The sequence below is a fragment of the Streptomyces telluris genome (genome assembly GCF_024519335.1).
GTDB classification, from domain to species: domain Bacteria; phylum Actinomycetota; class Actinomycetes; order Streptomycetales; family Streptomycetaceae; genus Streptomyces; species Streptomyces telluris.
Genome location: NZ_JANIID010000022.1, coordinates 1 through 23,288 on the forward strand (window position 1 = coordinate 1; position 23,288 = coordinate 23,288).

Here is a 23,288-nt window from a genome sequence, read left to right on the forward strand (position 1 = left end):
GGCGGAAACATCGTGCCCAGCGGCACCGGGTCCCGAGCCTTGCCCGCCCCAGCCTGACGGCCAGGCCCGCACCTCCGGCCGGGACGGCACCGCCGGACCCCGCCGCGGGAGTTGCTCACCGCCGCGGCGGGAACATCGTGCCCAGCGGCACCGGAGCCCGAGCCTTGCCCGCCCCGGCGTATCGCCAGGCCCGCATCACCCGCCCGGACGGCGCCGCCGGGCCCCGCCGCGGGGGTTGCTCGCCGATGCGGCGGGGACATCGTGGCCGGCGGCACCGGGGCCCGAGCCTTGCCTGCCGCGGTGTGACGGCCAGGCCCGCGCCTCCGGCCAGGGACGGCACCGCCGGACTTCACCGCGGAAGGTTACTCGCCGCTGCGGCGGAGACATGGCGCCCGGCGGCACCAGGGCCCGAGCGGTGCCGACCGTCCCGATCCACGCCTGGAGCAGCATCGCCGGGCGTATCGCCAGGCCCGCCTCACCCGCCCGGACGGCACCGCCGGACCCCGCCGCAGCGGTTGCTCGCCGCTGCGGCGGGGGCAGGGTGCCCCTGCGGTGCCGGGCACCCCGAGTCGCATCGGGCGGGCGCCGCCCGCCCCCCGGCTAGTCCATCGTGACGATGATCTTGCCTCGGGTGTGGCCCTCTGCGTTGAGGCGTTGGGCTTCTGCTGTGCGGGCCAGGGGGAAGACCTTCGCCACCTCGACCGTGAGGGCGCCGCTCTCGGCCAGGTCCGTGAGGGCCGTGAGGTCGGAGGCGTCCGGGCGGACGAAGACGTAGCGGCCGCCGAGGCCGAGGACGGCCGGGTCGGCGATGGAGGCGAGGCGGCCGCCGTGGGCGAGCAGTGCGGGCGAGGCCATGAGCGCCTCGCCGCCGGCGAGGTCGAGCACGGCGTCGACGCCCTGCGGCGCGAGCGCCCGGACCCGCTCGGCGAGCCCTTCGCCGTAGGTGACGGGCTGCGCGCCGAGCGCGCGCAGGTAGTCGTGGTTGCGCTCACTGGCGGTGCCGATGACGCGCGCGCCGAAGTGCCGCGCGATCTGGACGGCCATGCCGCCGACGCCGCCGGACGCCGCGTGGATCAGCACGGTCTCGCCCTCCCACACCCGCAGCGCCTTGACCAGCGCCTGGTAGGCGGTGAGCCCGGCCAGCGGCAGCCCGGCGGCCTGCTCGAAGGTGAGGTTCTTGGGCTTGCGGGCGAGGGTCCGCACGGGCGCGGCGACGTATTCGGCGAAGGTGCCGCGGGAGAGGACGTCCTCGCGGACGTAGCCGATGACCTCGTCGCCCTCGGCGAATTCGGGGGCGTCGGCGCCCGGCCGGACCACGACGCCGGCCATGTCCCAGCCGGGGATGACGGGGAAGACCGCGTCGAGGGCGGGTTCGAGGTAGCCCGCCTGGGCCTTCCAGTCGACGGGGTTGACCGCCGCGGCCTTGACCTTGACGAGGACGGAGTCGGGTCCGACCTTGGGGTCGGGCCGCTCGCCGTACTCGAGGACCTCGGGTCCTCCGTAGCTGCGGTAGCTGATGGCCTTCATGGTGGTGCTCCTAGCAGGGTCAGGCGGAGGCGGGTGCGGTCTCAGCGTCCGCCGCGGGGGCGGCCCCCGCCACTTCGGTGCGCCGGGCGCGGATCGTGCGCAGGCCGAGCCCGGCGACGAGCGCGACCAGCAGGAACGCCGTGCCGGCGATGACGAACGTGAGGGTGAACTGGCTCTCGGCGGGCAGCTTGGGCGCGCCCGGCGGCAGGTGTTCGAGGCTCTTGGAGGCCAGCACCGTGGTGATCATGGCGCTGCCGATGGCGCTTCCGGTCGAGCGGGAGATGGAGTTGATGCCGTTGGCGATGCCCGTCTGGTGGTGCGGGACGCTCGCGACGATCACGGCGGGCATGGCGGCGTAGCCGAAGCTGATGGCGGCGCCGACGAACATCCCGGCGGCGACCACGGAGAGCGTGTGCTCGTGGTCGAGGGCGATCCACACGAAGCCGGCGGTGCCGATGAGGGAGGCGAGCAGCAGGACCAGGCGGGGGCCCTTGTGGCGGACGAGCTGGCCGCCGACGGGCGCGGCGAGCAGCGAGACGATGGTGCTGGGCAGCAGGTACGCGACGGAGGCGCGCAGCACGCTGGCCGAGAACCCGTATCCGGCGATCTTCTCCGGCATCTGGACGAGGTAGGAGACGCCGATGAAGAGGGCGAAGGAGCCGAAGCCGACGAGGAGGCCCGCGATGTTGGCGAAGAGCACCGGGCGGTGGGCGAACATCTTCATGTCGACCAGCGGCTCGCGCACCTTGCGCTCGACGAGCGTCCACACCGCCGCCATCACGACGGCGCCCGCGAAGCAGCCGATCGTCCGGCCGGAGGACCAGCCCCACTCGTGGCCCTGGGTGATGGGCAGCAGGAGCAGGACGAGGGTGGCGGCCAGGGTGAGCGCGCCGAGGACGTCGGTGCGGCCGCCGGTGGTCTCCCGGGTGGCGGGGACGAGGGCGGCGACGGCGATCAGGGCGAGCGCGGCGAGGCCTGTGGCCAGCCAGAAGGCGCTGCGGTAGTCGGGGTCGTCGCCGGAGGTGAGCAGGCCGGTGGCGACGAGCGCGAGGCCGCTGCCGAAGGCGAGGGTGCCGCTGACCATGGCCATGGCGCCGGGCAGCTTGGCCGGGCGCACCTCCTCGCGCAGCACGGACAGCGCCAGCGGGAAGATCGCGGTGGCGGCGCCCTGGAGCACCCGGCCGACGATCAGCCAGAGCAGGGAGTGGGTCACGGCGGCGAGGACGGATCCGGCGACCATGACGACCAGCACGGCGACCAGGGTCTTCTTCTTGCCGTGCTGGTCGCCGAAGCGGCCGAGCAGCGGGGTGAAGACGGCGGCGGAGAGCAGGGTCGCGGTGGTGACCCAGCTGACGTTCGCGGGCGTGGTGTGCAGGTCGTTCTGGATGAGGCCGAGGATCGGCACGACCAGGGTCTGCATCATCGAGACGACCATGGCGGCAAGGCTCAGGGCGAAGACGATGACCGTCTCGTTGCGCCGGGTGCCCCGCTCGGCGGGCGCTGGGGAGGACATGGGTGGGGGTGTTCCTTCGGGTGGCTCGGCGTTGCTTCGGGACATTGCTTCAGGACATGGATGCTTGAGGCAATCAAGCAACTCGCCCACCGTAGGCCGAGATATTTAAGGTAGTCAAGTTAATGATTTAAGTCATGAAGCTCTTGAGTACACTCGAACCATGACCGGCACCGCCTCCCCGTCCCCGACCAAGGCCCAGCTCCTGGAGCTCGTGGCCGCGCTCGGCACCGCCCAGTGGCAGGACTTCGCCGCCGCCGCTGCCCGGCAGGGCCTCACCTCCGTCCAGGCGAAGCTCCTCGCGCAGCTCAAGGGGCCCGTCCCGATGCGCGGCCTCGCCACCCTGCTGGTGTGCGACGCCTCCAACGTCACCGGCATCGTGGACCGCCTGGAGGCCCGCGGCCTGGTGCGCCGCGAGCCGGACCCGGGCGACCGGCGGGTGAAGAACGTCGTCGCCACCGACGAGGGCCGCGAGACCATCCGCCGGGTGCGCGCCGAGATGCAGGCCACCCACAGCGCGCTCGACACCCTCGACGAGGAGGAGCGCACCACGCTCTACGGGCTGCTGGAGCGCCTTCGCCCGGCCACGGACCAGCGCGGCTGACGGGTCCGGGGCGCCCGGCCGGAAGCTCCCGGGCACCCCGGCCGGCACTCTCCGCAACCCCTCCCCCTGCGCCCGTATTCTGACGGGCAGTCCGATCCGCGCACCCCGCGCGGCGGCAAGGGGAGGTCATCCATGTCCAGCACGAGCCCGGTCGCGCCCGTCGGCGCGGAGCCGACCGAGCCCTACACCGTCGGCCTCGCCCCCGGGGTCACGGCGTTCGTCCAGCCCGACGGCGGCTGGTGCCTGAACAACGCGGGCGTCGTGACCGATGGCGGCCGTACGGCGCTGATCGACACCGCCGCGACCGAGCGCCGCGCGCGGCTGCTGCGCGACGCGGTCACCGGCGCGGGCGCTCCCCTGCCCTCCACGATCGTCAACACCCACCACCACGGCGACCACACCTACGGCAACTGCGTCTTCCCGGAGGCGACGGTCGTCGGCCACCGCGAGTGCCGCCGGGAGACCCTCGCCGCGGGGCTGCAACTGCACGGCATCTGGCCCTGGGTCGAGTACGGCGACGTCCGGATCACGCCCGCCGAGGTCACCTACACCGACAGCCTCTCGCTGCACGTGGGCGACACCGAGGTCGAGCTGATCCACCCGGGCCCGGCGCACACCACCGGCGACACCATCGCCTGGCTGCCGCAGCACCGCGTCGTCTTCACCGGCGACCTCGTCTTCAACGGCGGCACGCCCTTCCTCCTCATGGGCTCCCTGGAGGGCTCGCTGCGCTCCCTGGAGGTGCTGCGCGGTCTCGGCGCCGAGACCGTCGTGCCCGGGCACGGGCCGGTCACCGACGCCGGCGTCTACGACGTCATCGAGCGCTACTTGCGCTGGCTGCAGGAGCTGGCCCGCGCCGAGCACGCCGCCGGGCGCACCCCGCTGGAGGCCGCCCGCCGCGCCGACCTCGGCGAGTTCGCGCAGCTGCGCGAGAGCGAGCGCCTCGTGGCCAACCTGCACCGCGCCTACGCCGAACTGGAGGGCGACCGCCCCCTGGCCGCGCCGCTCGACATGCCGGCCGTCATCGCCGACATGACGACGATGAACGGCGGGCGTCCGATGACCTGCCACGCGTAGGCGGCGACCTGCCACGCGCAGGCGGCCGCGCCGGGCGCACCCTGGACGCCATACCGACTGGTCGGCATGATGATCCGGGACCGCCCGGCGGCGGGTCCGACGACGCGTGGAGGAGCACTCGATGAGCCCGACCGGCAGGACCGACCCCCCGGGACTCGACCCGGACCGGCTGCGCGCCCACCTGGAACGGGAGCGTCCAGGGCTCGTACGGGGGCCGCTGGTGGCCGAGTTGATCGAGGGGGGCCGGTCCAACCTCACCTACTCCGTCACCGACGGCACCGGCCGCTGGGTGGTGCGCCGTCCCCCGCTCGGGCACGTGCTCGCCACCGCCCACGACATGCGGCGCGAGCACCGGGTCATCAGCGCCCTGCGCCCGACCGCGGTCCCGGTGCCCGAGACGGTGCTGCTGTGCGAGGACGAGAGCGTCCTCGGATCGCCCTTCTACGTCATGGAGTTCGTGGAGGGCACGCCCTACCGCACGGCCGCGCAGCTCACCGCGATCGGCCCCGAGCGCACCCGGCGGGTCGTGCTCGGCCTCGCCGACACGCTCGTCCGCCTGCACGCCGTCGATCCGCAGGCGGCCGGGCTCGCGGACTTCGGGCGGCCGGACGGCTTCCTGGAGCGGCAGTTGCGGCGCTGGGGCAAGCAGCTGGAGGCCTCCCGCAACCGCGAGCTGCCCGGCATCGACGCGCTGCACTCCGCCCTGGCCGGGGCCCTGCCCGTCTCCCCCGCGCCCGCCGTCGTGCACGGCGACTTCCGCCTCGACAACGTCCTCGTGGGCGACGACGACTCGGTGCGGGCCGTCCTCGACTGGGAGATGTCCACGCTCGGCGACCCGCTGACCGACCTCGGCCTGCTGGTGATGTACAGCGAGCAGGAGCCCGTCCCCGGCTCCCCCATCAGCACCACGCGCAACGCGCCCGGCCATCCCGACCCCGCCGAGATCGTCGAGCGCTACGCGGCCGGCTCCGGCCGCGACGTCTCCGCCCTGCCCTGGTACACGGCCTTCGCCTACTTCAAGCTCGCCGTGATCCTGGAGGGCATCCACTACCGCTACACCCTCGGGCAGACCGTCGGCGCGGGCTTCGACCGCATCGGGCAGCTCGTCCCGCTCTTCATCGACAACGGACTCGCCACCCTGCGGAAGGGCTGACCGGCATGGACTTCGCATTCGACGCCCGCACCGAGGAACTGCGCGGGCGGCTGCTCGCGTTCATGGACGAGCACGTGTACCCGGCCGAGGCCGTCGCCGAGGAGCAGCGGGCCGCGCTCGCCGACCCGTGGACGGCGCCGCCGGTCGTCGCGGAGCTCCAGGAGGAGGCGCGGCGGCGGGGGCTGTGGAACCTCTTCTTCACAGACCAGCACAGCCTGCCCGACCACGAGTACGGCGCCGGGCTGACCAACCTCCAGTACGCGCCGCTTGCCGAGATCACCGGCCGCAGCCCGCAGCTGGCCCCCACCGCTCTCAACTGCGCGGCCCCCGACACCGGGAACATGGAGCTGCTCGCCCAGTTCGGCACCGAGGAGCAGCGCAAGCGCTGGCTGGAGCCGCTGCTGGACGCCCGGATCCGGTCGGCGTTCGCCATGACCGAGCCGGACGTCGCCTCCTCGGACGCCACGAACATCGAGACCCGCATCGTGCGCGACGGCGACGAGTACGTCATCGACGGCCGCAAGTGGTACATCTCCGGTGCCATGAACCCCGCTTGCGAGATCTTCATCGTCATGGGGAAGACCGATCCGGACGGGGACGATCCGCGGCGGCAGCAGTCGATGGTGCTGGTCCCCCGGGACACGCCGGGCCTGCGGGTCCGCCGCGCCATGCGGGTCTACGGCTACGAGGACCACTACCACGGCGGCCACGCCGAGGTCCTCTTCGAGGGCGTGCGCGTGCCCGCGGCGAACCTCGTCGGCGAGGAGGGCGGCGGCTTCGCCATCGCCCAGGCACGCCTCGGCCCGGGCCGCATCCACCACTGCATGCGGCTGATCGGGATGGCCGAGCGGGCGATCGAGCTGATGTGCCGGCGCGCGCTGGACCGTACGGCGTTCGGCAAGCCGCTGGCCGCGCAGGGCGTGGTCCAGGAGTGGATCGCCGACTCGCGGGTGGCCGTGGAGCAGCTGCGGCTGCTGGTGCTCAAGACGGCGTGGCTGATGGACACCGTCGGCAACCGCGGCGCGCACACCGAGATCCAGGCCATCAAGATCGCCACCCCGCGGACCGTCGCCGGCATCATCGACCGGGCGGTCCAGCTGCACGGGGCGGGCGGCGTGAGCCAGGACTTCCCGCTGGCGGAGCTGTGGGCCGCGGCGCGGACGCTGCGCCTGGCCGACGGGCCGGACGAGGTGCACCAGCGGTCGCTGGCGCGGCGGGAGCTGCGGCGGTACCGCTAGCGCGGACGGCGCTCCCCCGCGTACCGGCCGCACAAGCGGGCAGACATAGTCCGTACGTGCGGCGGACCGGGGGGGTATCGCATGGCCACCAGGTGGAACGGACCGAGGCGCGCCGTGCGGCTGGGAGGGCTGCCGTTCGCGGCGGCCGCCCTCACCGCGACCGTCGCGCTGTACATGGCGCTCGTGGCCTTCGGCAACGTCACCGACTTCGGCACGAACCGGGAGTTCGTCCGCCACGTCCTGGCGATGGACACCACCTTCAAGGACGACGACCTGATGTGGCGGGCCGTCACCGACCGCACCCTGCAGGACATCGCCTACGTCGCGATCATCGCCTGGGAGACGCTGGCGGCCGCCGTGCTCGTGGCCGGGTCGGTCCTGTGGGCGCGCGGCCTGACGGGGCGGGGCGCCGGCTACCGGCGTGCGCGGCGGGTGAGCACGCTGGGGCTGGTGATGGTCCTGCTGCTGTTCGGGGCGGGCTTCATCGGCATCGGCGGCGAGTGGTTCGCCATGTGGCAGTCCCAGAAGTGGAACGGCCTGCAGGCCGCCGAGCGGAACTTCGTGGTGGCCGGGTTCGTGCTCGTGCTGATCCATTTGCCTTCGCCGCAGTGGCACTCCCCCGAGGGCTGAAGGTTCGCCGCCCGGGGGAGTTTCCGCCCCGCTACGCCTCCTCGGAGAACACCACCAGCGACCGTCCGCCGCGCCCCGCCAGCATCGCCTCGAAGGCGCCGGCGATGCCGTCGAGGCCGATCCGGGCCGTCACCAGGGCGGACAGGTCGAAGCGCCCGGCGCGCACGTGCCCGGCGATGACGGGCAGGTCCTTGGCCGGGTCGCTGTTGCCGTAGACGCAGCCCGAGAGCGTCCGCCCGAAGTAGAAGAGCTCCAGCGCGGAGAACGTCACCTGCTGGTCCATGCCGCCGATGCCGACGACGGTGGTGCGGCCGCCCTTGCGCGTCGAGGACCAGGCCGTACGGATCGCGTCGGCCCGCCCGGCGCACTCGACGGCGACGTCCGCGCCCTGCCCTCCGGTGAGCCCCCGGACGGCCTTGGCCGTGTCCGCGCTCGCGACGACGAACTCGGTGGCGCCGGCGGCCCGGGCCAGCTCCTCCTTCTCCGGGGAGACGTCCACGGCGACGATCGTGCCGGCTCCGGCGATCCGCGCGGACTGCAAGGTGGCCAGGCCGACGCCGCCCACGCCGTACACCGCGACCGACTCCCCCTCCCGCACCCGCGCGGAGTGGTGCACCGCGCCGTACCCGGTGAGCACCGCGCACCCCAGCAGGGCCGCCTCCACGGGCGGGATCCCCTCGGGGAGCGGGATGGCCGCGTCCGCCCGGACGACGGTCTCCTCGGCGAAGACGGCCGTGCCCAGGCCCGGGTAGAGCGCGCTGCCGTCGGCGGCGAGGCGCGCGTACGGCAGCGTGGCGGCGGCCGCGGAGCCGGCGCACAGCCAGGGCTCGCCGATCCCGCAGAAGTGGCAGCCGCCGCAGGAGGGCGCCCAGTTGAGGACGACCAGGTCGCCCGGCGCCACGTGGGTCACCCCCTCGCCGACCGCGGTGACCCGGCCCGCGCCCTCGTGGCCGAGGACGGCGGGCACGGGCTGGCGCAGCGTCCCGTTGGAGAGCGAGAGGTCGGAGTGGCAGACCCCGGCCGCCGCGAGGCGGATCCGCACCTGGCCGGGGCCGGGCGCGGGCAGGTCGATCTCGGCTAGCTGCAGCGGTGCACCCACGGCGGGCAGTACGGCGGCGCGGACCATGCCATTCCTCTTTCTGCGGCGGGAACCGGTCGGAAGCGGGAACCGGTCAGAACTGGAGCGACTTCGTCTGCAGGTACTCCCCCAGGCCGTGGACGCCCAGCTCGCGCCCGACGCCCGACTCCTTGTAGCCGCCGAAGGGCGCCAGGATGTTGAACCGGCCGCCGTTGACCTCCACCTGCCCGGCCTCCAGGCGCCGCGCGAAGGCGGCGGCCTGCTCCTCGTCGGCGGCCCAGACCGCGGCGGCGAGCCCGTAGACGGTGTCGTTGGCGATCCGCAGGGCCTCCTCCTCGTCCTCGTACTTGAGGAAGGAGAGGACCGGGCCGAAGATCTCCTCCCGGGCGATGGTCATCTCGGGGGTGACGTCGGCGAAGACCGTCGGGGCGACGTAGTAGCCCTTGTCCCGGCCCTCCGGGACGGTCGGGCCGCCCGCCACGAGGCGCGCGCCCTCCTCGATGCCCCGGTCGATGTAGCCGCGCACGCGCGCGTGCTGCTTGGCGTTGACCAGGGGGCCGACCCGGACCCCGGGGTCCGTGGGGTCGCCCGGCACGAACTCCGCGACCGCCGCCGCCGCGAGGGCGACGGCCTCCTCGTACTGGTCGGCGTGGACGAGCGTACGGGTGAGGGCGTTGCAGGACTGGCCGGTGTTGCGGCACACGTCGGCGACGTTGGCCGCGACGGCCTTGGCGAGATCCGCTCCCGGCAGGATGACGTTCGCCGACTTGCCGCCCAGTTCGAGGGCGACGCGCTTGACGGCCGCCCCGGCGATCGCCCCGATCCGCTTGCCCACGGCCGTCGAGCCGGTGAAGGAGACGAGGTCGACGCCGGGGTGCTCGGCGAGCGCCTGCCCGGCGACCGGGCCGAGCCCGGTGACGAGGTTGAACACGCCCGCGGGGATCCCGGCCGCATGGACGCACTCGGCGAAGAGCCGGGCGGTCAGCGGGGTGTCCTCGGCGGGCTTGAGGACGACGGTGCAGCCCGCGGCCAGTGCCGGGGCGACCTTGGCCACGATCTGGTGGAGCGGGTAGTTCCAGGGCGTGATGGCGCCGACGACGCCCACGGGCTCGTGCAGCACCGTCGAGGTGCCGATGCGCTCCTCGAAGGAGTGGCTCGCGGCCAGCTCGGCGTAGGAGCCGGCGACGGCGATGGGCAGCCCGGTGTGGACCCGCGTGGCGAAGCCCGTGGGCGCGCCGAGCTCGGCCGTGACGGTGGCGGCGATCTCCTCCTGGCGGGCGGCGAGGGCGTCGCGCAGGGCGGCGAGGTACTCGCCGCGGCGCGCGGGCGGGGTGGCCGCCCAGCCGGGCAGCGCCGCGCGGGCCGCGCGGACGGCCGCGTCGACGTCCTCGGCGTCTCCGGCCGGGACCGTGGCGATGACCTGCTCGTCGGCCGGGTTCACGACCTCGATCGTGCCGCTCCCCGCGGCGGGCCGCCAGCTTCCGTCGATGTACATGCCGTCGTGCGCGTTCACTGGTCGTCTCCTCGCCGAAGCGGAATCAAGGTCCCACAGCTCAGCTCCCCCGTAGCTGTGGTCCCAAGCTAACGCCGGGGACGCGAGGCGTACCAGGGGGCGCGGTGGCCGCCGGTGTGGCCGTCGTCTCAATGCCGGGGGCCGCCCGTCACGTAAGGTCTGAGCTGTGCCGCAGATTTCGAACAAGGTCCAGGAACTCACCGTCGGTCAGCTGTCCGCGCGCAGCGGCGCGGCGGTCTCGGCCCTGCACTTCTACGAGACCAAGGGCCTGATCAGCAGCCGCCGCACGTCCGGCAACCAGCGCCGCTACGACCGTGACGCCCTGCGCCGCGTCGCCTTCATCCGGGCCGCGCAGCGCGTCGGCATCCCGCTCGCCACGATCCGGGAGGCGCTCTGCGAGCTGCCCGACGAGCGCACCCCGAACCGGGAGGACTGGGCACGGCTGTCCGAGACCTGGCGCGGCGAGCTGGAGCAGCGCATCACGCAGCTGGCCAGGCTGCGCGACCACTTGGACGACTGCATCGGCTGCGGCTGCCTGTCGCTGGAGAACTGCGCGCTGTCCAACCCGGACGACCTCAACGGCCTGCGGGGCGCGGGCTCCCGCCTGCTGGTCGAGCACTGAGACCGTCGCCCGGCGCGCCCGCCCCGCGTCACCACACGGCGGGCCGCCGCCCGGCCCAGGGGCGGGCCTCCTCCAGCTGTGCGGAGAGCGAGATGAGCGTGGCCTCGTCGCCGTAGCGGCCGCCGAGCATGACCCCGACGGGCAGGCCCTCGGGCGTCCAGTGCAGCGGCACGCTCACGGCGGGCTGCCCGGTCGCGTTGTACAGCGGAGTGAAGGGTGTGAAGCCGGCCATGGCGGCGAACTCCCCTTCCGGGTCGTCGTCGTTGCGCAGGGAGCCCACGGGCAGCGGCAGCTGGGCGAGGGTGGGTGACAGGAGCACGTCGTAGCCCGTGCCGGGCGCCTGGAGGGCGCCGGCGACGAGCCGGCCGGTCCCGCGCATCCGGTACAGGGCGGCGGCGAACTCCGTGCCGGTGACGCGGGCGCCGCGCTCGCGCAGGTGCCGGGTGAGCGGAAGCAAGTGCTCCGAACCGCTCGGGGGTACGGGCACGAGCGTCGACAGCACCTCCCACACGGTCGTGAAGGCCCGGCCGAGCGCCTCGTCGCCGGGGATCGTCAACTCCTCGACCTCGTGGCCGAGTTCCCGCAGCAGCTCCGCCGTCTCCGCCGCGGCCCGCCGGCACTCCGGGTGCAGCTCGACGCCCGGGATCGGCGCCTCCGTGATGTGGGCGACGCGCAGCCGCCCCGGGGCGCGCCGGGCGTGGCCGGTGAAGGTCTCGCCTGGCGGGAGCGCGGGCGCGGCGTAGGGGTCGCCGGGCATCGGCCCCGCGAGCACGTCGAGGAGCGCGGCCGCGTCCGCGACCGTACGGGCCAGGGGCCCGGACGTCACCAGGCCGGTCACGTCGTCCAGGACGGGGCCGGGACTCACCCGGCCGCGGCTGGGTTTGATGCCGAACAGGCCGCATACGGACGCCGGGATGCGGATGGAGCCGCCGCCGTCGCTCGCGTGAGCCAGGGGCGCGAGCCCCGCGGCGACCGCGGCCGCAGCCCCGCCGCTCGACCCGCCCGCCGACCGGCCAAGGTCCCACGGGGTGCGGGCGGGCGGCGCAACGGCGTTCTCGGTGTGGGCCGGCAGTCCGAACTCGGGGGTGTTGGTCTTGCCCAGCAGGATCGTCCCCGCGTCCCGCAGCTTGGTCACCACGTGGTCGTCCACGGTCGCGACGTGCCCGGCCATCGCCGCCGAGCCCATCGTCCAGCGCACGCCGGCGACCTGGCTGAGGTCCTTGACCGGCACGGGCACGCCGTGCAGCGGCGGCAGTTCGCGTCCCTCGCGCCGGGCGGCCGAGGCCGTGCTCTCGGCGTCGGCCGCCTGCTTGCGCGCGACATCGGGGGTGACGGTGATGAAGGCCCCGACGGTGGCGTCGAGCCGGCCGATGCGCTCCAGGTAGTGCTCGGTCAGCTCGACGGGCGACACGCGCCCCGTCCGCACCGCCTCCCCCTGCTCCAACGCGGTCAGGTCGTGCAACTGCGCCATGCCGTCCGCCTTCTCCTCGAACCGGTGGGCCGTGCACCGCATCCTCGCACCACCGGCCGACGGCGGACACCCTGTTCCCGGTCTCCTCGGCTGTCCCTGCGGTCTTCCCGCCCGCTCGTGCGGGCCTGCTTCTGTACGGCTGCCCGGGCGCCCGCCTCACACCGCCGCGTACCGGTCCTCCAGCAGCCGGCGCCGCGCCGCTGCCAGCGCCCCCGGGGTGAGGACGGGCGCCGGCACCACGATGCCGCAGTCCGCGCAGACGGGGCCCTGCGCGGGGCAGCGGTCCAGGTCGGGCCGCCATTCGAGGCGGTCCTGCGAGCAGACGGGGCAGGCGTCCCCGGGCTCGGCCTCCATCGCGGCGATCACCCGGCGCAGCACGTCGGACAGGCGTGCGGCCGGGTAGGCCGTGGGGCTGACGCAGGGCACGATGTCGCAGCCGCCCCAGGTGTGGCGGTGCCAGGCGTCGACACCGGCGGGCTGCCGGATGCCGTCGTGCTTCTCGCGCTTGCGGCGGTCGGCGAACCCCGCCTCGTAGGCGAGCCAGACCGCGCGGGCCTCCTCCAGCTCCGTCAGCGCCACGACCAGCCGGGCCGGGTCGGGGGCCCGGTCGGCGGGATCCATCCCGGCGAGGTCGCACAGGTGGTGCCAGGTCGCCCGGTGACCGTACGGGGCGAAGCGCTCAAGACACTTGCGCAGGGAGGTCCGCCGCAAGGCGATGGTGTTCCGTGGATTGCGCACCTCTCGTGCGAGTGCTCTGAAACCTGCCACTGCATCCCACCTCCGACAGCGCGGACTCGGATCGACATGGAAGGGACGTAACTCATCGCCATTCGGATCCATCGGCCGCGGTGTGCGGCCGACTCCGCTCTGCTACCCCGAAGTCGCGCAGGGATGTGGAAACGCGCGAAGGTGGCGGATCCTCACTCTCCGCTCACCTTTCGTTCACGGATGGGGGATCTCTTTCACGGACGCGGGGCGTCGTTCACGACGGCAGGAGCCGGCCGGCCAGCAGGATGACGCGGGCCAGCTCCTCGTGGCAGATGTCGCTGTGCGCGCCCGACGGGGGGCCGCCGCGCGCGACGACGGAGGACGCGTCCACGCTCACGCAGCCCGTGGCGGGCAGCCCGCCGCGCAGCGCCTCGTCCAGGCCGAGCCGCGCGCAGGGGTCCACGGCCTGGATGCCGTCGTGGCCGACCGCGCCCCACCGGGCGTCGTCGGACCCGAGCACGCTGTCGTCCTGGCGGGAGACGCGGGACGCGAGCGGGTAGAGGACGCTCAGGGCCGAGTCGTGGCGCGAGTGACAGGAAACCAGCGGGCCGCGCACCCGCCGGTACAGCCCGTCGAGGGCCCCGCCGCTGCCGGTGTCGAACGGCAGGCGCGAGGAGAAGGCGTAGTGGGAGAAGGCCCCCTGGAGCAGGGTCACGCCGGCCAGGCAGCTGCTGTCGTCGGGCAGTCCGCGCAGCGCGAACGACACCAGGCGCGCGCCGAAGCTGTGCCCCGCCAGGTGGACGCGCAGGGCGGGGGCCGAGGCGGCCAGCCGGGTGAGCGCGGGACCGAGGCCCTTCTCGCCGACCGTGCCCGCGCGCTTCTTCATCGTGTAGTACGACATCTGCCGCAGCACTTCGAGGGCGCCTCCCCACAGCCGCTTCAGGCCCCCGCCGAGGAAGGCGGGCGGCAGGGCGCCCACGTGTCCCAGGGCGGACGCGAACGCCTCGCACACGTCCTGGGCGTCACCGGTGAGCAGGTAGGGCTCGGCGTCCCCGTCCTCCGGCTCTCCCGGCTCCCCCGCGGCCGCCGCTCCCCGCGGCGGGGCGGGGGCGAGGCCGCGCACGAGGGAGACGAACTCCGCCAGGCGTGCGGGGTCGTCGGGCCGCTCGGCCGCCAGCTCCGCGAGCCGGTCCGTCACGGCCGGATCGCACGGCAGGGTCCTGACGAGCGCCTCGCGGGTGGCGGCGTCGAGCTCGGGCGGGGCGGCCGCCTCACCGGCGGCGCCGGCGGCCGCTGCTGACGGGAAGTCGGGAACGGCCTCCCCGGGGAAGCGCATGGACGGCCAGATCACGCCGGCGTAGCCGACGCGGGCGCCGGGCGCGCCGGCGAGCAGGCCCGGGAAGGGTTCGAAGAAGCGGGAGTAGAAGCGCGTGGCCATCGGCCTGTCGTTGTTCCAGCCGTGCGCGAAGACCACCAGATCGGTCAGACCGGCCTCGGCGACTCCGCGTATCAGGGCGTCCCGCTCGTCCGCGTCGACGTCTCCGTCGGCGTCGAACGTGAGCTCCCAGTAAGGATCCACACTCATGCCGGACATGGCATTCCCCCTTGAGCGGTCCGGTGCTGGCGCATCGTCCCGCCGTCAAGAGGGCCTGTCCAGACGTCCGTCACGCCGTTCACGCTTCCGTGTCCGTGCCCCGTGCGCCCCGGGCCCGCGCGCGGCGGCTCAGTCGTACAGGAGGTGCTCCTCGCGCGTCGCGCGGAAGGCCTCCAGGCCGGGCCGCCACGCCTGCACGATGTCGTCGGCGGACGCCCCCGCGTCGGTCATCGTGCGCACCGCCGCCGTCCCCGCGAGCCGGTCGATCCACCGGTCCGGGCGCCAGGCGAAGCCCGGCCACACGCGCCGGGCGGTCACGAGCAGGGCGACCCCGGTGCGCACCGGGTCGAACGCCCGCCGGTCGTGCACGTGCAGCTGGACCCCGCCGATGGTGCGGCCCCGGAACTTGGAGAACACCGGTACCGCGTACGCCTCCCGGAAGTGCACGCCCGGCAGGTCCAGCGCGTTCAGGGCCGCGGCCCAGCGGTGGTCGATGCCCTCGGCTCCCACGATCTCGAACGGGCGGGTCGTGCCGCGCCCCTCGGAGAGGGTGGTGCCCTCCAGCAGGCAGGTGCCCGCGTAGGCGAGGGCGGTGTCGGGCGTGGGCACGTTGGGGCTCGGCGGCACCCACGGCAGGCCGGTGTCGGCGAAGAAGTGCGTGCGCCGCCAGCCGCTCATGGGTACGGTCTCCAGCCGCGCGGCGCGCCCGGCGGCCCTCGGCACGGCGTCGGCGTTGAACAGCAGGGCGAGCTCGGCCACGGTCATGCCGTGGGCCTGGGCGATCGGTTCGCGGCCCACGCCCGACGCCAGGGAGCGCTCCAGGACCGGGCCGTACGCGCCGCGGCCCGTCAGGGGGTTGGGCCGGTCCAGCACGACGGTGCGCAGGCCCGCGAGCGCCGCGGCGACGAGGCACTCGTAGAGCGTCCAGACGTAGGTGTAGAAGCGTGCGCCCACGTCCTGGACGTCGAAGACGACGGTGTCCACGCCGGCGCGGCCGAACAGCGCGGCGAGCTCCCGGCCGCGCAGGCCGTGGACGTCGTGCACCGGCAGTCCGGTGGCCGGGTCGGTGCGCGTGGTCTCCGAGCCGCCGGCCTGCGCCGTGCCGCGGAAGCCGTGCTCGGGGCCGAACACCGCGCGCAGGTCCACCCGCCGGTCCGCGTGCATCACGTCCACGACGTGGCGGACGTCGGCGGTGACGCCGGTGGGGTTGGTGACGACCCCGGTGCGGGCCCCGGCGAGCGGGGCGTAGCCGCTCTCCGCCAGCCGGTCGAAGCCGGTGCGGACGCGGGCCGCCGCCGTGGCCCCGGCCGGCGGCGCGGCGGAGCACACGAGCGCTCCGACGGCCGCCGTGCCCAGCACCTGCCGTCTCGTCACATTCCGTGCGTACGGGGGGCGTCCCCCGGAAGAGTGCCGCATGCACACGGACAGTACGGCGTGACGGTGGTGGCACCGCTTCGCCGGGCCGGGGCCGCGCCGCAGTTCAGGCCGGGGGCACGGGGGCGTCCCCCCGGGAGGCCGCAGCCGGAGGGCGCGCCTCCGGACCTGTTGCGGCCTCTTCCCCCGTCACATACCGACTGGTTAGTCTGCGCGGTGCAGCCGAGCCGAGGGAGACCGAGCGTGGGCATCGTGCGGGACGCGGGAGTCGTCGTCACGGGAGCGGGGGGCGGCATCGGCGCCGCGCTCGCCCGCCGCTTCGCGGCCGAGGGCGCGCGGGTGGCGGTCAACGACCTCGACGCCGCCAAGGCGGAGGCGGTCGCGGCGGAGATCGGCGCCACGGCCGTCCCGGGCGACGCCTCCGACGTCGTGCAGGCGGCCCGCGAGGCGCTCGGCGGCCGCGTCGACATCTACTGCGCCAACGCGGGCGTGGCCCCCGCGGGCGGTCCCGAGGCCGAGGAGGACCTCTGGGAGACCGCCTGGGACGTCAACGTCATGGCCCACGTGCGGGCGGCGCGCAAGCTGCTGCCCGAGTGGCTCGACCGCGGCAGCGGCCGCTTCGTGGCCACGGTCTCCGCGGCCGGGCTGCTCACGATGCTGGGCTCGGCCCCGTACAGCGTCTCCAAGCACGCAGCCCTCGCCTTCGCCGAGTGGCTCTCCCTCACCTACCGCCACTGCGGCATCGACGTGCACGCCATCTGCCCGCAGGGCGTGCGGACGGACATGCTGCGCGGCACCGGCCCGGCCGGGGACCTGGTGCTCGTGCCCACGGCGATCGAGCCGGCGCAGGTCGCCGACGCGCTCTTCGAGGGGATGGCGGCGGGCCGCTTCCTGATCCTGCCGCACCCCGAGGTCGCCGACTACTACGCGGCCCGCGCCACCGACCCCGACCGCTGGCTGCGCGGCATGAACCACCTCCAGCGCAAGCTCGAAGAGGACCTGTGAGTGCGGCGGCGGAGGGCGGGTGGTCGGTGCCGCAGCGGCTGCTCGCGGCCGCCACCCGGCTCTTCGCCGACCAGGGTTACGACCGCACGTCCGTCCAGGAGATCGTGGAGGCCGCGGGCGTCACCAAGGGTGCTCTCTACCACTACTTCGGTTCGAAGGACGACCTGCTGCACGAGGTGTACGCGCGCGTGCTGCGCCTGCAGCAGGAGCGGCTGGACTGCTTCGCCCGTTCGGACGCGCCCGTGGAGAAGCGGCTGCGGGAGGCGGCGGCCGACGTGGTGGTCACCACCATCGAGAACCTCGACGACACGAAGATCTTCTTCCGGTCCATGCACCACCTGGGCCCCGAGAAGCTCGCGCAGGTGCGGGCGGAGCGGCGCCGCTACCACGAGCGCTTCCGGGCCCTGGTCGAGGAGGGCCAGCGCTGCGGGGTCTTCTCCTCGGCCACCCCCGCGGACCTGGTCGTGGACTACCACTTCGGCTCCGTCCACCACCTGGGCGCCTGGTACCACGCGGAGGGCCGGCTGAGCGCCGGGGAGGTCGCCGGGCACCTCGCGGACCTGCTGATGCGGGCGCTGCGGCCGTAGCGCACCGGACCGCCCCACACCTCCCTAAGCGCTTGCTCACCTCGGGGTATGGTGTTCGTTCCGCGGGCGCAGGGCCCGGGGCGGGCCGGGAGAGCGGGGCGTGGGATGGGTGCGGAGGGGCAGCGGAGCGGGCAGTGGGCCGATGTCACGCCCGACGCCGCGCGGCGGCTGGTGATCGCCGCCGTCGAGGCCTTCGCCGAGCGCGGCTACCACGCCACCACCACCCGCGACATCGCCGGCCGCGCCGGCATGAGCCCCGCCGCGCTCTACATCCACTACAAGACGAAGGAAGAGCTGCTCTACCGCATCAGCAGCGTCGGCCACCGGCTCGCCCTGGACATCCTGCGCCGGGCGCGGGACTCGGGCGGCAGCCCGGCCGACCGCCTCTCCGAGGCCGTGCGGTGCTTCGTCCGCTGGCACGCCGAGCACCACACCACCGCCCGGGTCGTGCAGTACGAGCTGGGGGCGCTGGGCGAGGAGCACTACGCCGAGATCGTCGCCCTGCGCCGGGACACCGACGCCGCGGTGCGCACCATCGTCGAGGACGGGGTGGCCTCGGGCGACTTCGGCACCGCGGACGTGCCGGGGACGACGCTGGCGGTGCTGTCGCTGTGCATCGACGTCGCCCGGTGGTTCAACGCCGAGGGCAAGCGCACGCCGGACGAGGTGGGCGAGCTGTACGCGGACCTGGCGCTGCGCATGGTGGGGTACGCGAAGAAGTAGGAAGGAGCGACCCGCCCGTTTCCCCGGGCTGATCCATTGACGCGCCCCGCCGGGAATCCTACGGTCTCCCATAGGAATCCATCGGCGCTGGGAGCACGCGATGAGCGGTACGGGCAACGAGCAGGCGCGGAAGGCCGCCGAGGGGCTCGCCTACTCGGCCGGTTTCGGCAACGAGCACAGCAGCGAGGCCGTCCCGGGGGCGCTGCCCGAAGGGCGCAACTCCCCTCAGCGGGCCCCGCTCGGGCTGTACGCGGAGCAGCTGAGCGGCACGGCCTTCACCGAGCCCCGGCACAGCAACCGCCGGTCGTGGCTCTACCGCATCCGGCCCTCCGCCGCGCACCCGCCCTTCGCCCGCACCGGCAACGGCCGCCTGGCGAGCGCGCCGTTCGCCGACGCCGTTCCCGACCCCAACCGGCTGCGCTGGGACCCGCTGCCCGAGCCGGCCGCGGGCACGGACTTCCTGGCCGGCCTGTGGACCCTGGGCGGCAACGGCGACGTCACCCAGCGCGCGGGCATGGCCGTCCACCTCTACGCCGCGAACGCCTCGATGACGGACCGGGTGTTCAGCGACTCCGACGGCGAGCTGCTCATCGTTCCCGAGCGCGGCGGGCTGCTGCTGCGCACGGAGTTCGGGCTGCTGCGGGCAGAGCCCGGGCACGTGGCGCTGATCCCGCGCGGCGTGCGCTTCCGGGTGGAGCTGCTGGACGCCACCGCCCGCGGCTACGTCTGTGAGAACTACGGGCAGCCCTTCACCCTCCCCGACCTGGGGCCGATCGGCGCGAACGGGCTGGCGAACGCGCGCGACTTCCTCGCCCCGGTGGCCGCCTACGAAGACTCCGACGACACGGCAGGCCCCGTCGAGGTCGTCAACAAGTTCTGCGGCAACCTCTGGACGGCGACGTACGACCACTCGCCGCTGGACGTGGTCGCCTGGCACGGCAACCTCGTCCCGTACGTCTACGACCTGCGCCGCTTCAACGTCATCGGCTCGGTCAGCTACGACCACCCGGACCCGTCGATCTTCACGGTGCTGACGTCCCCGTCGGACACCCCGGGCCTGGCGGGCGTCGACTTCGTCGTCTTCGCGCCGCGCTGGCTGGTGGGCGAGGACACCTTCCGGCCGCCGTACTTCCACCGGAACGTGATGAGCGAGTACATGGGCCTCATCGAGGGCGCCTACGACGCCAAGGCCGCCGGGAAGGGCGGCTTCGTCCCGGGCGGCGGCTCGCTGCACAACATGATGTCGGCGCACGGCCCGGACCGGGACACCTTCGACAAGGCGAGCGCGGCCGAGCTGAAGCCGCAGAAGGTGGACGACGGCCTGGCCTTCATGTTCGAGACGCGCTGGCCCGTGACCGCGACGGAGCAGGCCCGTACCGCCGGCCATCTCCAGACGCGCTACGACGACGTGTGGCAGGGTCTGGAGCGGCATTTCCGCCAGCCCCGCCCGTGACGCCGTACGAGCCGGAGAGCCCGTGACCACCTTCGCCCCCGACTCCCTCGCGCTCAACCGCAAACTGCCGCTGTGGTACCAGGTGTCGCAGTCGCTGCGCGCCTCGATACTCGGGCGCTGCCCGAGCGACCCGCTGCGCCTGCCCACCGAGGACGCCCTCGCCGAGCACTACGGCGTGAGCGTGCTGACCATGCGGCAGGCGCTGAAGGAGCTGGAGGCGGAGGGCCTGATCAGCAGGCACCGGCGGCGGGGCACCTTCATCGAGCCGAGCGCCCGGCGGGTCTCCCCCGTGCGGCTGCTCGGCTCGGTGGACGCGATCGTGGCGCAGCAGTCCGGCGAGCGGACCACCGTGCTGGGCCACGGGTCGGCGGCGGTCCCGGCGGAGCTGGGCGAGCACTTCCCCGACCTGGAGGAGGCCGTGGTCTTCCGCCGGCTGCGCTGCGACGGGGAGTCGGGCGAGCCGACGAACTGGGCGGAGAACCTCGTCCGCCCCGAGCTCGCGGAGCGCATCGACCTGGCGGACCTGGCGCGCTGGCCGATGACGAAGGTGCTGCGGGACGCGGTGGGCGTGCGGATCAGCCGGATCACCGACACGGTCGAGGCCCGCCTGGCCGACCCGGAGACGGCACGGCTGCTGCAGGTGCCGCTGCTGAGCCCGATCCTGCACTACACGGGCGTGACGTACGACGCCTCGGGCCGGGCGGTGGACGTGGCCCGGATCCGCTACCGGGGCGACCGGTTCTCCTTCAGCGTCACGCTGGAGGCGGACGCCGACTGACTATCCGCCGGCGCGCCCCGGGGCGAAGCCGTCGAGCACCCGGCCGAGGGCGCGCTCGAACTGTGCGTCGAGGTCCACGGCGGCGAAGCCCGCGCCGAGGACGCCGGCCAGGCGCGGGTAGGCGCCGCCGGAGAGCTCGCGCGCCAGGTGGGCCATGCGCGCGGCGTGCTCCTGACCGGGCGGGAAGGGCGAGGTGCGGGCCCGCTCGGCCTCGGAGAGCTCGTTGACCACGTAGGTGGAGACGAGCCCGTTGACCATGGAGATGAGCTCCATCTTGGTGCCCCCCTCGGCGTCGAGGGGCTCCAGCACCCACAGGAAGTGCTCCAGGTACCGCAGGGCGTTCGGGCTGAAGCCGTGGGCGGGTGACATCAGCCGCGGCAGCCAGGGGTGGCGGTGCATCAGGGCGCGCGTCTGCCCCGCGAGGGCCAGCGCGTCGGCGCGCCAGTCGCCCGAGGGCGCCGCCGAGAGGTCGTACTCGGCGCTGACGGCGTCGACCATCAGCTCGTACAGGTCCTCCTTGCGCGGGACGTAGTTGTAGAGCGACATCGTGCCGCAGCCGGTCTCGGCGGCCACGCGGCGCATCGAGACGCCCTCGGCCCCCTCCGCGTCCGCGACGCGCACGGCCGCGGCCGCGATCTCGGCGCGGGTGTGCGCGGGGCGCGGGCCCCGGGCCGCGCGTTCGGGGCGCGCCCAGATGACCTCGGGGTTGGCCGTGCGGCCGCTGGCTGCCATGGATCACATCACCTCGCCCACCATCCTAGTTACGTACAGCGTACGTCGTGAGATAGGGTCGCACCATGACTACGTACGCCGTACTTAGTGAGGGACTGGAGAAGCGGTTCGGTGCCGTCCACGCACTGCGCGGGCTCGACCTGGCCGTGCCCGAAGGAAGCGTCTGCGCCCTGCTGGGGCGCAACGGCGCGGGCAAGACCACCGCCGTCCGCCTCCTGACCACGCTCATCCGGCCCGACGCGGGCACCGCGCGGGTCGCCGGGCACGACGTGGTGCGCGCGCCCCGGGACGTGCGCCGCGCCATCGGGGTGACCGGCCAGGCGACCTCCGTGGACGCCGACCTGACCGGCCGCGAGAACCTGCGGCTGTTCGGCCGGCTGCACCGGCTGGGGCGCGCGACCGCGCACGCCCGCGCCGACGTCCTGCTGGAACACTTCGGCCTCGGGGACGCCGCCGACCGCCCGGCCCGCACCTACTCGGGCGGCATGCGCCGCCGGCTCGACCTCGCCGCGAGCGTGCTGACCAAGCCCCGCGTGCTCTTCCTCGACGAGCCGACGACCGGCCTCGACCCGGCCAGCCGCAGCGCGATCTGGGACGCCGTCCGCGAACTGACGCGACACGGCACCACCGTGCTGCTCACCACGCAATACCTGGAGGAGGCGGATCAGTTGGCCGACGACGTCGTGCTGATCGACCACGGGCGGGCCGCCGTACGGGGCACCCCCGCACAGCTCAAGGCCCGGCTCGGCGCGCGCGCCGAGGTGGTCGTCGCGGAAGAGGAGGCGCTCGCGGGCGCGGCGGCCGTCCTGGCCCGGCTCACCGGCGGGCAACCGGTGCTCGACCCCGGGCGGCGCGCGGCCGCAGCGGTCACCACCGGCCGTGACCTGACGCTCCCTCATCTCGTGCGCGAACTCGACGCGGCGGGCGTCCCCCTCGCCGACGCCGGCCTGCGGCAGCCCACGCTGGACGAGGTCTTCCTGCACCTGACCTCCGGCGCGGATCCCCGCCCCGAAGCCGGGGCCGGAGCCGGGGAGGCCGCCGCATGAGCACCCTCGCGCTCTCCGACACCCGGGCCGTCCTCGGCCGCCACCTCCGTCGCATGCGACGCGTGCCCGGGCTGCTCGTCATCACGCTCACCATGCCCGTGACCATGCTGCTGTTCTTCGGTTATGTCTTCGGCAGCGCAGTGGCGCTGGAAGGGGGCGCGAACTACCGGGCGTACCTCGTACCGGGGTTGTTCGCGGTGACGGCCGTCAACGGAGTGATGACATCCATGCTGGCGTCGGCGCAGGATTCCCAGCGCGGGGTGATGGACCGCTTCCGCACCCTGCCCATGAGCCGGTTCGCCCTTCCGGCCGGGCAGACGGCGGCGGACGTGACGCTCGCGGCGATCGGCACGGTGCCGCTGGTGCTGTGCGGGCTCGCCGTCGGCTGGCGGATCGAGGGCGGTGCGGCCGGCGCCGCGGGCGCCTTCGCGCTGCTGCTGCTCTTCCGGCTGGTCACGGCCTGGCTGGGCCACTACCTGGGCCTGGTGCTCGGGAACGAGGAGACCGCGGGCCAGATGGCCGGCGCGACCTTCATGCTGCCGCTGCTGTCGAACGCCTACGTGCCGACCGAGGGCATGCCGGGCTGGCTGCGCACCGTGGCCGAGTGGAACCCGATCAGCGCGCTCACCACCGCCTGCCGGGAGCTCTTCGGCAACAGCTCCGCCGCGGCGGACGCGTCCTGGCCGGTCGCGCACCCCGTCCTGGCGGCGACCGGCTGGGCGGTGCTGCTGCTCGCGGTGTTCGTGCCGCTCACGGTGCGGCGGTACGCACGGGACTCAGCCTGATCGCCGCACCGCCGGAGACGGGCCCGGACATGCCACGGCGCCGTACGGCCGCGCCCTGGGGAGAGGGTGGAGGGCCGACG

22 protein-coding genes are annotated in these 23,288 nt (G+C 74.2%); 13 read left to right on the forward strand and 9 right to left on the reverse strand.

The annotated features are described in order from the left end of the window. Positions 1-600: 600 nt before the first annotated feature. Together NQU55_RS22405 and NQU55_RS22410 are read right to left on the reverse strand one after the other, a co-directional pair. Complete coding sequence (locus NQU55_RS22405; protein ID WP_168096115.1) at positions 601-1,527, reverse strand: NADP-dependent oxidoreductase; 927 nt, start codon at positions 1,525-1,527, stop codon at positions 601-603. A 19-nt stretch (positions 1,528-1,546) separates the two neighbouring features. Next, entirely contained in the window at positions 1,547-3,040 is a 1,494-nt protein-coding gene (locus NQU55_RS22410) for an MFS transporter (protein WP_168096116.1), read from the reverse strand. A gap of 160 nt (positions 3,041-3,200) precedes the next feature. Between NQU55_RS22410 and NQU55_RS22415 the strand changes: the two genes are divergently transcribed. The 5 genes from NQU55_RS22415 to NQU55_RS22435 all read left to right on the forward strand — a co-directional run bounded on the left by NQU55_RS22415 (position 3,201) and on the right by NQU55_RS22435 (position 7,739). Further along, the gene (locus NQU55_RS22415; RefSeq protein WP_168096117.1) at positions 3,201-3,641 is read left to right on the forward strand and encodes a MarR family winged helix-turn-helix transcriptional regulator; all 441 of its coding nucleotides are present in this window, start codon (positions 3,201-3,203) and stop codon (positions 3,639-3,641) included. A gap of 132 nt (positions 3,642-3,773) precedes the next feature. Further along, a complete protein-coding gene (locus NQU55_RS22420) occupies positions 3,774-4,718 on the forward strand; it encodes an MBL fold metallo-hydrolase (protein WP_256791016.1) in 945 nt (314 codons plus the stop codon). A 121-nt stretch (positions 4,719-4,839) separates the two neighbouring features. Further along, positions 4,840-5,871 carry a phosphotransferase family protein gene (locus NQU55_RS22425; protein ID WP_256791017.1) on the forward strand — a complete coding sequence of 344 codons (1,032 nt, stop codon included), beginning with the start codon at positions 4,840-4,842 and terminating at the stop codon, positions 5,869-5,871. 5 nt (positions 5,872-5,876) lie between these two features. After that, positions 5,877-7,109 carry an acyl-CoA dehydrogenase family protein gene (locus NQU55_RS22430; RefSeq protein ID WP_168092340.1) on the forward strand — a complete coding sequence of 411 codons (1,233 nt, stop codon included), beginning with the start codon at positions 5,877-5,879 and terminating at the stop codon, positions 7,107-7,109. Positions 7,110-7,190: 81 nt separating this feature from the next. Continuing rightward, positions 7,191-7,739 carry a DUF2165 domain-containing protein gene (locus NQU55_RS22435; protein WP_168092341.1) on the forward strand — a complete coding sequence of 183 codons (549 nt, stop codon included), beginning with the start codon at positions 7,191-7,193 and terminating at the stop codon, positions 7,737-7,739. A 31-nt stretch (positions 7,740-7,770) separates the two neighbouring features. Here NQU55_RS22435 and NQU55_RS22440 read toward each other — a convergent pair whose 3' ends face one another. Then, a complete protein-coding gene (locus NQU55_RS22440) occupies positions 7,771-8,865 on the reverse strand; it encodes a zinc-binding dehydrogenase (RefSeq protein WP_168092342.1) in 1,095 nt (364 codons plus the stop codon). Positions 8,866-8,911: 46 nt separating this feature from the next. Next, positions 8,912-10,330, reverse strand: coding sequence for an aldehyde dehydrogenase family protein (locus tag NQU55_RS22445; protein ID WP_168092343.1), 1,419 nt, complete (start codon positions 10,328-10,330; stop codon positions 8,912-8,914). Positions 10,331-10,496: 166 nt separating this feature from the next. Here NQU55_RS22445 and soxR point away from each other — a divergent pair, with 166 nt between their 5' ends. Further along, entirely contained in the window at positions 10,497-10,952 is a 456-nt protein-coding gene (gene soxR, locus NQU55_RS22450; RefSeq protein ID WP_168092344.1) for a redox-sensitive transcriptional activator SoxR, read from the forward strand. A gap of 28 nt (positions 10,953-10,980) precedes the next feature. On the opposite strand, the gene NQU55_RS22455 is transcribed toward soxR, so the two are convergent. From NQU55_RS22455 to NQU55_RS22470, 4 genes are all read right to left on the reverse strand, one after another. Then, positions 10,981-12,423 carry an amidase gene (locus NQU55_RS22455; RefSeq protein ID WP_168092362.1) on the reverse strand — a complete coding sequence of 481 codons (1,443 nt, stop codon included), beginning with the start codon at positions 12,421-12,423 and terminating at the stop codon, positions 10,981-10,983. Between the two features lie 156 nt (positions 12,424-12,579). Continuing rightward, a complete protein-coding gene (locus NQU55_RS22460; RefSeq protein WP_168092345.1) occupies positions 12,580-13,191 on the reverse strand; it encodes a hypothetical protein in 612 nt (203 codons plus the stop codon). Between the two features lie 214 nt (positions 13,192-13,405). Continuing rightward, entirely contained in the window at positions 13,406-14,716 is a 1,311-nt protein-coding gene (locus NQU55_RS22465; protein ID WP_206329200.1) for a serine-threonine protein kinase, read from the reverse strand. A gap of 138 nt (positions 14,717-14,854) precedes the next feature. Then, positions 14,855-16,141 carry an exo-beta-N-acetylmuramidase NamZ family protein gene (locus NQU55_RS22470; protein WP_168092347.1) on the reverse strand — a complete coding sequence of 429 codons (1,287 nt, stop codon included), beginning with the start codon at positions 16,139-16,141 and terminating at the stop codon, positions 14,855-14,857. Between the two features lie 201 nt (positions 16,142-16,342). Between NQU55_RS22470 and NQU55_RS22475 the strand changes: the two genes are divergently transcribed. The 5 genes from NQU55_RS22475 (at position 16,343) to NQU55_RS22495 (ending at position 20,645) form a co-directional block, all read left to right on the forward strand. Beyond that, complete coding sequence (locus NQU55_RS22475) at positions 16,343-17,104, forward strand: SDR family oxidoreductase (RefSeq protein ID WP_168092348.1); 762 nt, start codon at positions 16,343-16,345, stop codon at positions 17,102-17,104. Continuing rightward, positions 17,101-17,691, forward strand: coding sequence for a TetR/AcrR family transcriptional regulator (locus tag NQU55_RS22480; protein ID WP_168092349.1), 591 nt, complete (start codon positions 17,101-17,103; stop codon positions 17,689-17,691). Before NQU55_RS22475 ends, NQU55_RS22480 begins: the two co-directional genes overlap by 4 nt. Before the next feature lie 105 nt (positions 17,692-17,796). Next, on the forward strand, positions 17,797-18,414 hold the full coding sequence (locus NQU55_RS22485) for a TetR/AcrR family transcriptional regulator (RefSeq protein ID WP_168092350.1): 618 nt from the start codon (positions 17,797-17,799) through the stop codon (positions 18,412-18,414). Positions 18,415-18,514: 100 nt separating this feature from the next. After that, positions 18,515-19,867 carry a homogentisate 1,2-dioxygenase gene (hmgA, locus tag NQU55_RS22490; RefSeq protein ID WP_168092351.1) on the forward strand — a complete coding sequence of 451 codons (1,353 nt, stop codon included), beginning with the start codon at positions 18,515-18,517 and terminating at the stop codon, positions 19,865-19,867. 22 nt (positions 19,868-19,889) lie between these two features. After that, positions 19,890-20,645, forward strand: coding sequence for a GntR family transcriptional regulator (locus NQU55_RS22495; protein ID WP_168092352.1), 756 nt, complete (start codon positions 19,890-19,892; stop codon positions 20,643-20,645). Here NQU55_RS22495 and NQU55_RS22500 read toward each other — a convergent pair whose 3' ends face one another. After that, a complete protein-coding gene (locus NQU55_RS22500; RefSeq protein WP_168092353.1) occupies positions 20,646-21,377 on the reverse strand; it encodes a TetR/AcrR family transcriptional regulator in 732 nt (243 codons plus the stop codon). 65 nt (positions 21,378-21,442) lie between these two features. On the opposite strand from NQU55_RS22500, the gene NQU55_RS22505 reads away from it, so the two are divergent. Both NQU55_RS22505 and NQU55_RS22510 read left to right on the forward strand, forming a co-directional pair. After that, complete coding sequence (locus NQU55_RS22505) at positions 21,443-22,423, forward strand: ATP-binding cassette domain-containing protein (protein ID WP_168092354.1); 981 nt, start codon at positions 21,443-21,445, stop codon at positions 22,421-22,423. After that, positions 22,420-23,208: an ABC transporter permease gene (locus NQU55_RS22510; protein ID WP_168092355.1), complete on the forward strand. Its 789-nt coding sequence runs from the start codon at positions 22,420-22,422 to the stop codon at positions 23,206-23,208. The genes NQU55_RS22505 and NQU55_RS22510 overlap by 4 nt, the downstream gene beginning before the upstream one ends. Positions 23,209-23,288 lie beyond the last annotated feature (80 nt).

What these genes read in the sequence shown, in the direction of transcription:
- NQU55_RS22410 (WP_168096116.1), bottom strand. Translation starts at nt 3,040, where the DNA reads ATGTCCTCCCCAGCGCCCGCCGAGCGGGGCACCCGGCGCAACGAGACG.
- NQU55_RS22415 (WP_168096117.1), top strand. Translation starts at nt 3,201, where the DNA reads ATGACCGGCACCGCCTCCCCGTCCCCGACCAAGGCCCAGCTCCTGGAG.
- NQU55_RS22510 (WP_168092355.1), top strand. Translation starts at nt 22,420, where the DNA reads ATGAGCACCCTCGCGCTCTCCGACACCCGGGCCGTCCTCGGCCGCCAC.
- NQU55_RS22430 (WP_168092340.1), top strand. Translation starts at nt 5,877, where the DNA reads ATGGACTTCGCATTCGACGCCCGCACCGAGGAACTGCGCGGGCGGCTG.
- NQU55_RS22405 (WP_168096115.1), bottom strand. Translation starts at nt 1,527, where the DNA reads ATGAAGGCCATCAGCTACCGCAGCTACGGAGGACCCGAGGTCCTCGAG.
- NQU55_RS22505 (WP_168092354.1), top strand. Translation starts at nt 21,443, where the DNA reads ATGACTACGTACGCCGTACTTAGTGAGGGACTGGAGAAGCGGTTCGGT.
- NQU55_RS22425 (WP_256791017.1), top strand. Translation starts at nt 4,840, where the DNA reads ATGAGCCCGACCGGCAGGACCGACCCCCCGGGACTCGACCCGGACCGG.
- NQU55_RS22455 (WP_168092362.1), bottom strand. Translation starts at nt 12,423, where the DNA reads ATGGCGCAGTTGCACGACCTGACCGCGTTGGAGCAGGGGGAGGCGGTG.
- NQU55_RS22500 (WP_168092353.1), bottom strand. Translation starts at nt 21,377, where the DNA reads ATGGCAGCCAGCGGCCGCACGGCCAACCCCGAGGTCATCTGGGCGCGC.
- NQU55_RS22465 (WP_206329200.1), bottom strand. Translation starts at nt 14,716, where the DNA reads ATGAGTGTGGATCCTTACTGGGAGCTCACGTTCGACGCCGACGGAGAC.
- NQU55_RS22485 (WP_168092350.1), top strand. Translation starts at nt 17,797, where the DNA reads ATGGGTGCGGAGGGGCAGCGGAGCGGGCAGTGGGCCGATGTCACGCCC.
- NQU55_RS22420 (WP_256791016.1), top strand. Translation starts at nt 3,774, where the DNA reads ATGTCCAGCACGAGCCCGGTCGCGCCCGTCGGCGCGGAGCCGACCGAG.
- NQU55_RS22470 (WP_168092347.1), bottom strand. Translation starts at nt 16,141, where the DNA reads ATGCGGCACTCTTCCGGGGGACGCCCCCCGTACGCACGGAATGTGACG.
- NQU55_RS22435 (WP_168092341.1), top strand. Translation starts at nt 7,191, where the DNA reads ATGGCCACCAGGTGGAACGGACCGAGGCGCGCCGTGCGGCTGGGAGGG.
- hmgA (WP_168092351.1), top strand. Translation starts at nt 18,515, where the DNA reads ATGAGCGGTACGGGCAACGAGCAGGCGCGGAAGGCCGCCGAGGGGCTC.
- NQU55_RS22440 (WP_168092342.1), bottom strand. Translation starts at nt 8,865, where the DNA reads ATGGTCCGCGCCGCCGTACTGCCCGCCGTGGGTGCACCGCTGCAGCTA.